Annotated in this window: 6 protein-coding genes; all 6 read left to right on the top strand. The window is 42.3% G+C overall.

Going from position 1 to position 4,481, the window contains the following annotated elements; genetic code table 11:
• Positions 1-308 precede the first annotated feature (308 nt).
• The 6 genes from HZA08_07980 (at position 309) to HZA08_07955 (ending at position 4,347) form a co-directional block, all read left to right on the top strand.
• The gene (locus HZA08_07980; GenBank protein MBI5193360.1) at positions 309-1,385 is read left to right on the top strand and encodes an HD-GYP domain-containing protein; all 1,077 of its coding nucleotides are present in this window, start codon (positions 309-311) and stop codon (positions 1,383-1,385) included.
• Between the two features lie 99 nt (positions 1,386-1,484).
• Positions 1,485-1,652, top strand: coding sequence for a hypothetical protein (locus HZA08_07975; GenBank protein ID MBI5193359.1), 168 nt, complete (start codon positions 1,485-1,487; stop codon positions 1,650-1,652).
• Positions 1,609-2,394, top strand: coding sequence for a 3',5'-cyclic-nucleotide phosphodiesterase (locus HZA08_07970; protein MBI5193358.1), 786 nt, complete (start codon positions 1,609-1,611; stop codon positions 2,392-2,394). Before HZA08_07975 ends, HZA08_07970 begins: the two co-directional genes overlap by 44 nt.
• A 210-nt stretch (positions 2,395-2,604) precedes the next feature.
• A complete protein-coding gene (locus HZA08_07965; protein ID MBI5193357.1) occupies positions 2,605-3,114 on the top strand; it encodes an SH3 domain-containing protein in 510 nt (169 codons plus the stop codon).
• Positions 3,111-3,959 (top strand): M48 family metalloprotease, encoded by an 849-nt coding sequence (locus HZA08_07960; protein MBI5193356.1) that lies wholly within the window; start codon positions 3,111-3,113, stop codon positions 3,957-3,959. Before HZA08_07965 ends, HZA08_07960 begins: the two co-directional genes overlap by 4 nt.
• On the top strand, positions 3,943-4,347 hold the full coding sequence (locus HZA08_07955) for a hypothetical protein (GenBank protein MBI5193355.1): 405 nt from the start codon (positions 3,943-3,945) through the stop codon (positions 4,345-4,347). Before HZA08_07960 ends, HZA08_07955 begins: the two co-directional genes overlap by 17 nt.
• Positions 4,348-4,481: the final 134 nt, after the last annotated feature.

The following is a 4,481-nucleotide window of genomic DNA, read 5'->3' as shown; positions in this document are numbered from 1 at the left end:
CTTAGGGTCTGTCATAAAATAACCTATACATTTATGCATCTCATCTTCCGGCCATCTTTGTGTGCTCCTCAATCGCAACCCCTCAGCGTAGATTCAACTACGCCTTCGGGTTTGCTCAATCGGTCGCACTCAAACCTGACCTAAATCTGAGCGCCTAAATGCACAACTTATTTCATGACAGACCCTAAGTTTATTCCCTCCCCTTCAAGGGGAGGGTTAGGGTGGGGATGGGGTTATTTTCGGGTAAATATGTTGACATGAGGTTATCGCATTGCTATATTCAGCACAGAAAAAGGAGGTTGAATATCATGGATTTAGAAAAAAGGCTTAGCCAGCTTGAAACACTCATAATAGTTTCAGGTATGGTGAATTCTTCTCTCGACCCTTTAGTGATAAGGGAAAAGACGATAGATGCTGCTATGCGGCTGTTGGATGCAGAGGCCGCAAGCCTGCTCCTCATTGACTCTGAAACCGGCGAACTGTTTTTTGAAGTAGCCCTTGGTGAGAGTAAAAGTAAGATAAAAGAGGTAAGGCTAAAAGCAGGTCAGGGAATAGCAGGATGGGTAGCTCAAAATGGAGAACCTGCAATCATCCATGATGTTAAATCAGACACAAGATTCTTTAAGGGTGCAGATGAAAAGACAGATTTTGTAACAAGGAATATTATATGCGTGCCGGTAAAAACAAAGGATAAGATTATCGGGGTTCTTGAGGCAATAAATAAAAAGGAAGGAAAATTTGTTGTCGGAGACCTTGAGATATTTATGGCCCTTGCAAACCAGGTTGCAATAGCAATTGAAAATTCAAATCTTTATCATGAGCTTAAAGACACCTTTATAACAACTGCGGAGGTACTTGCAGAGACCATAGATTTGAGAGACCCATATACAGGAGGCCATACAAAGAGGGTGATGAATTACAGCCTTGCAATAGGCAGGGTACTCGGATTATCCAAAGATATATTGGATAAATTACAGATCTCCGCAATCCTGCATGATATAGGAAAGATTGGGATAAGAGATGATATCCTTATGAAAGAAGGGAAACTTAATCAGGATGAATTTGAGAAGATGCAGATGCATCCACGATTCGGCGCTGAATTATTGAATCACGTAAAGCAGTTAAAGGAAATAGCCCCGGGTGTAAGGGGGCACCATGAAAAATATGACGGCAGTGGTTATCCTGATAAACTTGCGGGTAAAGATATTCCACTCGCTGCAAGGATAATTACAGTGGCAGACACCGTGGATGCCATGATGACAAACAGACCATACAGAAATGCACTTACAATAGATGATGCAATGAAAGAACTCGAAAAGTATACAGGCACTCAGTTTGATGGAGAGATTGTAGCGGCATTTATTAAAGCGTATAAAGAGGCATGAGAGTAGTAAGCAGTAAGCAGAAGTCAGAAACAAGAAGTTAGAAGTAAGAAAAAAAATCCCCTCCCCTTCAAGGGGCGGGTTAGCTATGGAAATTCCCGAATGAACTCAGATGAACTATGGTTCACAAAGGGACATGAAAATCAGTGGGACAAGAATGTCCCACCTATCCATATTATATCTCTGGATAGGCGGGGTTTTCTTACCCCGCCGGAGGGATTTTCTATTGAAGATAAGGGTTCTTGGATGTTCCGGTGCAAAGTTTCCTGATACAAACATGACCGGCTTTCTTATTGATGAAAAAATCCTGTTTGATGCAGGGACAATAGGCGCTGTCCTGTCAGAAACAGAACAGTTTAAAATCAGGTATATCCTCCTTACACATGCCCACCTTGACCATATAATAGGTATCCCTTTCCTCCTCGACAATATTGTAGTCAGAAAAAAAAGACATCATGTAACAGTTATGGGGATAAAAGAAACATTGAGAGACCTTAAAAAACATCTTTTGAATGACCGGCTGTGGCCTGATTTTACAAAGATACCGGATAAAACATCTCCTGTACTTTTGCTCAATGAAATTAAACATGGTGTTCCATTCAACATTGGCGGCTACAGGATATTTCCATTAAAGGTAAGTCATCCCGTACCTGCAGCAGGATATATTATTGAAAAAGGAGGAAAGAGATTAATATTTACAGGGGACACCGGCCCAACGGATAAAACATGGAATGAGGTAAACAGTGTAATGCGGGACATGGTTCGAGCATGCATAGATGCGATTATCATTGAGGTATCGTTTCCAAACAGTATGGAAGAGTTCGCTATCAAATGCGGCCACCTTACACCTGGACTGCTATTCAGAGAGTTAAAGCAACTAAATAACCTGCCCAAAAAGATATTTATAACCCACCCCAAAAAACAATACTACAAGACCATAAAAGATGAGATTAAAAAACTTAGGATGCCGGAGATAGAAATGCTGTCTGACGGGATGGTTATTGAGATATAGGGATATGCAAAAAAGGATATTGAACCTTTCTGTTGCAGTGAGGGCCTTTGATTACAGAAAACAATTGGTTCTTTCTCATTTTGAGTGGGTAAAGAATATTCCCTCCCCCTTGACGGGGGAGGGCTAGGGTGGGGGTGTTTCTATGGGAGATAAGATAACAACATTGTGGAAAGCCCTCAGGAAAAGACCTACAGATAAGGAGGTGTCATTATGGTCAGGATTAAAAATAAGTTACTGACTGTTGTACTTCTAATTTCTATTTTACTGATCGTGCCGGCAGGCGTCCATGCACAAAATCTTTATGTATTAAGCATTAAGGCCGCCATATTCTCTATGCCTTCACTTGGTTCTCAGATAATTGCTGAGGCGAAGAAGGGTGAGGTTCTGAGAAGCCTTGAAAAGAAGGGGTTTTGGTTTAAAGTTAAGTATAATGAAAAGACAGGCTGGGTTTCAGGGCTACTGGTTGGAAATAAGCCGCCATCCGGGAAGGTATCCATATTAGAGAAAACAGAAGAGAAACTGAAAAAGGGGTCAAGACGCAGGGCATCGGCATTTGCAACAGCAGCCGCAGCAAGGGGTCTTGCTGAAGAACGGGCGAGGATAAGCGATAAGTTTAAGGTAGACTACACCGGCCTTGAGTGGATAGAGAAGATAAATATAAGTGATGAAGAGGCAGACTTATTTATCAAAAAGGGGACGGCAGAAAGGGGGGTAGAATGATGAGATATTTTAAATACCTGAACACCTGCATCTTATTATTTTTTATTCTTACGGTCTGTTGTTTACCGGCATCAGAAGCATCTGATGATTTCAGGAAAAGGTCTCCTCAGAAGGAGCAGACATTTACTGAGGAGGATGATGTAATGGCTGAGATTGTCTTCGGAAGGGAGCTGGCTGCAAGGATTATAGGCAGGTACAGTATTTATCAGGACAAGGATGTAACGCAGTATGTTAATCTGGTGGGTAAAGGACTCGCACAATATACAAACAGACCTGAGATAGAATTCAGATTTGCAGTTCTGGATACTGACATTGTAAATGCTTATGCTGCCCCCGGAGGCTATATCTTTATTACCAAAGGGGCGCTGCAAGCTATGGATGACGAGGCTGAGCTTGCAGGTGTGTTGGCCCATGAGATAGCACACATCTCTGAAAGACATATAGTGAAAGAGTTAAATATAATAGGCTCTGATAAGTCTGCTGTGGCAGGGCTTGCAAAGATAATCGGAGGAACCACAGAAACATTACGCGGTGTTTTTACACAGATGGTTGATGAGGCAGTGGATATACTATTTGAAAAGGGTTTCAAGAAAAATGATGAGATGGATGCAGACAGGCTCGGTACTATGATTATAACAACCGCCGGATATGACCCTTCGGCTTTGTCACGGTATCTTAAAAAGGTCTCAATAAATGACGCCGGAGAAAAAGCAGACACAGGGGCACATCCTCTGTTCACAGAGCGGATTGATAAGATTGATACACTTCTTTTGGAAAATAATCTAACAGAAAAAAAACAGCAGACAGTAAATGAGAGGTTTCGCAAAAATGTCAGGCTCCGGTAGGTCTGTTAAAAAGTTTAGGTTATTAAGTCAAGTCTTATGTGCACTGATTTTTCTATCAATAAGTTACTGTCTTCCATACTTAAGTTCCATAAGTTATGCTGATGAATATCATTACAACAATATCATTATCGGCGATAGGGCCGCCGGTATGGGCGGGGCATATACAGCAGTATCGGATGATCCGTCAGGACTATTCTATAATCCTGCAGGGATAGTGTTTGCTTATGGGAGGAGCCTGTCAGGCGGTGCCCATGCTTATCACTCGGTACACAAGAAGTACAAGGATGTTCTGGGAGGAAAAGGATGGGATCGCAGTTCTTCGGAAGTACTACCGAATTACTTCGGGATTATCCAGCCGCTTGGGAAGAATGGTAAGATTGGCTTGTAACCCTTCAGTGAGGCGTGGGAACCCGGTCGTGGGGTAAGCCTCCTTTCCAATATTATGGGGGTTGTATGTACTATAGGTTTGATGGCGGTGAAGTCCCTGAAGGGAAGAGAAGTTTGAAGGGATCGAGGGTCATG

It is taken from the genome of Nitrospirota bacterium, from assembly GCA_016212215.1.
Lineage (GTDB): Bacteria > Nitrospirota > 9FT-COMBO-42-15 > HDB-SIOI813 > HDB-SIOI813 > JACRGV01.
Note: the sequence above shows the minus strand (reverse complement) of the source record. Positions and strands in the feature narration are given on the sequence as shown.